Here is a 3,931-nt window from a genome sequence, read left to right on the forward strand (position 1 = left end):
CCAAAAACTGGCATCAAAAAAACAAACCACCCCCACCAAAGGAAGACGAGGAGTCCCCCACGAGGATGGCCAAAAACAACAAACAAAAACCACCAAACACACTATTGAGTTCTCAAACAACACACCCGGATTTCAGGCAACCCTGCCAAGATACTTGATCTTGGCGGGAACGTCAATCCTCGTCCTTCCGGTCTAAGACCGGGGCCGTAGGCACTGAATAGAGACTACATGGCGCGAGCGCATATCCCAAAACCGCACGCCAAGGGCCCGTTCTGGCCGAAAAGCTATGTCACGCGCTCGATTTCAGCCCCGAGGCTGGCGAGGTTCTCGACGAACAGCGGGTAGCCGCGATCGATGTGGAACACGTCGTGCACCTCGGTGTCGCCATCGGCGACGAGACCAGCCAGCACCAGGCCGGCGCCGGCTCGAATGTCGGAGGCCCACACCGGTGCGCTCGACAGCTGCGGAATGCCCCTAACGACCGCGTGGTGACCGTCGGTCCGGGCGTCGGCGCCGAGCCGGATCATCTCCTCCACGAACCGGAAGCGGGCCTCGAAGACGTTCTCGGTGATCATCGACGTGCCATCGGCGATGCAGGCCAGCCCGATCGCCATGGGCTGCAGATCCGTCGGGAACCCGGGGAACGGCAGCGTGGCCATGTTGACCGCCTTGGGCCGCTCGTACTGGACGATGCGGAAGCCGTTGTCGTCTTGAGTCACGGTGGCACCCGCGTCGTGCAGCTTGTGCAGCACCAACTGCAGATGCTGCGGGTCGACGCCCGTCACCGAGATGTCGCCCCGCGTCATGGCGGCCGCGATACCCCAGGTCGCAGCGACGATGCGGTCACCGATCACCCGATGCTCGGTGGGATACAGCCGATCGACCCCCGTGATGGTCATCGTCGACGAGCCCTCCCCAGAGATCTGGGCACCCATCTGATTCAGCATCGTGACGAGGTCCACCACGTCCGGCTCACGCGCAGCGTTGTGGATCGTCGTGACGCCCTCGGCGAGGACGGCGGCCATCAAGATGTTCTCCGTGGCGCCGACCGACGGAAACTCCAGTTGAATCTCCGCGCCGCGCAGATGATCTGCCTCGGCGACCACACATCCGTGTTCGATGTTGCAGCGCGCGCCGAGCTGCCGCAGGCCCGCCTGGTGCATGTCGAGCGGCCGCGAACCGATCGCGTCACCACCCGGGAGTGCCACCCTGGCCTTCTTGCATCGGCCGACGAGCGGGCCAAGGACGCACACCGAGGCGCGGAACTGACGCACGGCCGCAAAGTCGGCGTCGTACTTCAGCTCGTCGGGCGAGGTGATCCGGACCGTGTCACCCTCAAGTTCGACGGTGGCCCCCAGCCCGCGGAGCACCTCCGCCATCAAGGGGACGTCCAGAATGTCGGGACTGTTGGTGATCGTGCTGGTGCCCTCGGCCAGGAGCGATGCGGCCATGAGTTTCAGCACGCTGTTCTTGGCACCGCCGACGGCTACTTCGCCCGATAACCGGGTACCACCGGTCACCACGAATCGCTCGGTCACGCGGCTCAGTGTAAACAGCGCACGCGACCGAAGTCTGTTTCGCCCGGCCGGCCCGAGTACGGTTTTCCCATGGGAGTCCACCTGACCCGCATCTACACCCGAACCGGCGACGACGGATCGACCGGGCTGAGCGATTTCAGCAGGGTCTCCAAGAATGATCCCCGGCTCGAGGCCTACGCCGACTGCGACGAGTCGAATGCCGCGATCGGGGTCGCCGTCTCGTTGGGCGCCCCCGACGAGCGGGTTCTAGGCGTGCTGCGGCAAATTCAGAACGACCTCTTCGACGCGGGGGCGGACCTGTCCACCCCGGTGGTCGAGAACCCCGAACACCCGCCGCTGCGGATCACCCAGGACTACGTCGACCGACTCGAGAACTGGTGCGATGAGTTCAATGAACCTCTGCCGGCACTGAATTCGTTCGTCCTGCCCGGTGGCACCACATTGTCGGCGCTTCTGCACGTCGCGCGGACGGTGACGCGCCGTGCGGAGCGCTCGGCTTGGCGGGCGATCGAGGCACACGGCGACTCGGTGAGCGTGCTGCCAGCCAAGTACCTCAATCGACTGTCGGACCTGCTGTTCATCCTGTCGCGCGTCGCCAACCCCGACGGTGACGTGCTCTGGCAGCCGGGCGGGCCGGCGCGCTAGTTCATCCGCCGGCGTGCGCGCGGGGATGGCCGCGACTCGAGCCAAGACGTGAAAGCGGTCAAAGCCCCACGGTCGAGGGCGATTTCATAGCCCCTGCGACTTTCGGGATCGGTATCGCGCAGCTCGAGGACGACGATCTCGGCTGTCATGATGTCGAACTCGTCGCCGCGTGGTGAACGCCGCGAGACCACTTCGATGCCGCGGCGGGACAGCCGACGGTCCGGCCACCACCGCAGGCTCGACAGGCGGTAGAAACCCGCTTCACCGCCGCGGTAGCGCACCACTCCGTGGCGCCAACCATGTCCGCCGACGGCGGGCACGTCACGCAGGATCGCGGCGGAGCCGCCCACCTGTCGCAACTTCCACAGCCGATACGTCAGCGCGAGGACGACCAGCAACAGCACGCCGATCAGCGCGACCATGAACAGCATGGACGCGCTCATCGTCAACTCAGTCGAGCTCGCCTAGGGCGCGTAACCGCGCCCTGCCCCACGCTGCGGTGCGCTCGTCGTCCGACTCGGCGTCCTGCTTGGCTTCGTCGGCGTTGATCTCCGATTCCAACTGAGCATTCTCGACCAGGATTCGGACGGCTTCGTCCGTGACGGACAGGAAGCCACCGTCGACGGCGATGCGAAGGTCGTCCTCACCCTCCCGCTCGACGCGCACCATGGCGTCGTCGACCAGTTGGGCCACCAGCGGGATGTGCCGAGGCAGGATGCCGATCTCGCCCGAGGTGGTGCGGGTGAACACGAACGTCGCGTCCCCCGACCACAATTCGCGCTCGACGGCGACGATCTCGACGTGAATCTCAGCCATGGGTCACAGCTTCGCGCCGAAGGTCTCGGCCTTCTTGGCCAGATCGTCGAGACCGCCGATGAGGAAGAACGCCTGCTCGGGCAGGTGGTCGAAGTCGCCCTTGGTGAGCTTGTCGAAGGCCTCGATGGTCTCCTTCAGCGGGACGGTCGAGCCCGGCTGACCGGTGAACTGCTCGGCCGCCATCATGTTCTGACTCAGGAAGCGCTCGATGCGTCGTGCGCGGTTGACCAACTGCTTGTCCTCTTCGGACAATTCGTCGACACCGAGGATGGCGATGATGTCCTGAAGGTCCTTGTAGCGCTGCAGGACTCGGATGACTTCCTGCGCGACGCGGTAGTGCTCGTCGCCGACCACCGCCGGGTCCAGGATCGTCGAGCTCGACGCCAGCGGGTCCACCGCCGGGAAGATGCCCTTCGAGAACACCGCACGGGAAAGCTCCGTGGTGGCATCCAAGTGGGCGAACGTCGTGGCGGGTGCCGGGTCGGTGTAGTCGTCGGCGGGCACGTACACGGCCTGCATGGAGGTGATCGAGTGGCCACGGGTCGAGGTGATGCGCTCCTGCAGCTCACCCATCTCGTCGGCCAAGGTCGGCTGGTAACCCACCGCCGACGGCATGCGGCCGAGCAGCGTCGAGACCTCGGAACCGGCCTGCGTGAACCGGAAGATGTTGTCGATGAACAACAACACGTCCTGCTGGGCCTCGTCGCGGAAGTACTCGGCCATGGTCAGCGCCGACAGGGCGACGCGCATACGGGTGCCTGGCGGCTCGTCCATCTGCCCGAACACCAGCGCGGTGTCCTTGAGGACGTCGGCGTCGGCGAGCTCGACCCACAGGTCGTTGCCCTCGCGGGTGCGCTCCCCAACGCCGGCGAACACCGACGTACCACCGAAGTTGCGGGCGATGCGGTTGATCATCTCCTGGATGAGCACCG

Annotated in this window: 6 protein-coding genes; 2 read left to right on the forward strand and 4 right to left on the reverse strand. The window is 65.4% G+C overall.

The genetic code is table 11. The features are described from left to right. Nucleotides 1–196, forward strand: a 196-nt coding sequence (locus QOD90_RS01345) for a hypothetical protein (protein WP_526345905.1), incomplete at its 5' end; no start/stop codon positions are given. Between the two features lie 88 nt (nucleotides 197–284). On the opposite strand, the gene murA is transcribed toward QOD90_RS01345, so the two are convergent. After that, nucleotides 285–1,538 (reverse strand): UDP-N-acetylglucosamine 1-carboxyvinyltransferase, encoded by a 1,254-nt coding sequence (gene murA / locus QOD90_RS01350; protein ID WP_526345907.1) that lies wholly within the window; start codon nucleotides 1,536–1,538, stop codon nucleotides 285–287. Nucleotides 1,539–1,607: 69 nt separating this feature from the next. Here murA and QOD90_RS01355 point away from each other — a divergent pair, with 69 nt between their 5' ends. Next, complete coding sequence (locus QOD90_RS01355) at nucleotides 1,608–2,183, forward strand: cob(I)yrinic acid a,c-diamide adenosyltransferase (RefSeq protein ID WP_526345909.1); 576 nt, start codon at nucleotides 1,608–1,610, stop codon at nucleotides 2,181–2,183. Here QOD90_RS01355 and QOD90_RS01360 read toward each other — a convergent pair. From QOD90_RS01360 to atpD, 3 genes are all read right to left on the reverse strand, one after another. Beyond that, the gene (locus QOD90_RS01360) at nucleotides 2,180–2,626 is read right to left on the reverse strand and encodes a DUF2550 family protein (RefSeq protein ID WP_526345911.1); all 447 of its coding nucleotides are present in this window, start codon (nucleotides 2,624–2,626) and stop codon (nucleotides 2,180–2,182) included. The two genes, QOD90_RS01355 and QOD90_RS01360, sit on opposite strands and share 4 nt — an antisense overlap. A gap of 7 nt (nucleotides 2,627–2,633) precedes the next feature. Next, a complete protein-coding gene (locus QOD90_RS01365) occupies nucleotides 2,634–2,999 on the reverse strand; it encodes a F0F1 ATP synthase subunit epsilon (protein WP_526345913.1) in 366 nt (121 codons plus the stop codon). Nucleotides 3,000–3,002: 3 nt separating this feature from the next. Then, on the reverse strand, nucleotides 3,003–3,931 hold a 929-nt coding region (gene atpD / locus QOD90_RS01370), incomplete at its 5' end, for a F0F1 ATP synthase subunit beta (protein ID WP_526345915.1).

This window comes from Mycobacterium sp. (assembly GCF_032161845.1).
Classification (GTDB): domain Bacteria; phylum Actinomycetota; class Actinomycetes; order Mycobacteriales; family Mycobacteriaceae; genus Mycobacterium.

Bases quoted from the DNA above. Each gene is read 5' to 3' on its own strand.
- QOD90_RS01355 (WP_526345909.1), top strand. From the start codon at position 1,608: ATGGGAGTCCACCTGACCCGCATCTACACCCGAACCGGCGACGACGGA.
- QOD90_RS01365 (WP_526345913.1), bottom strand. From the start codon at position 2,999: ATGGCTGAGATTCACGTCGAGATCGTCGCCGTCGAGCGCGAATTGTGG.
- QOD90_RS01360 (WP_526345911.1), bottom strand. From the start codon at position 2,626: ATGAGCGCGTCCATGCTGTTCATGGTCGCGCTGATCGGCGTGCTGTTG.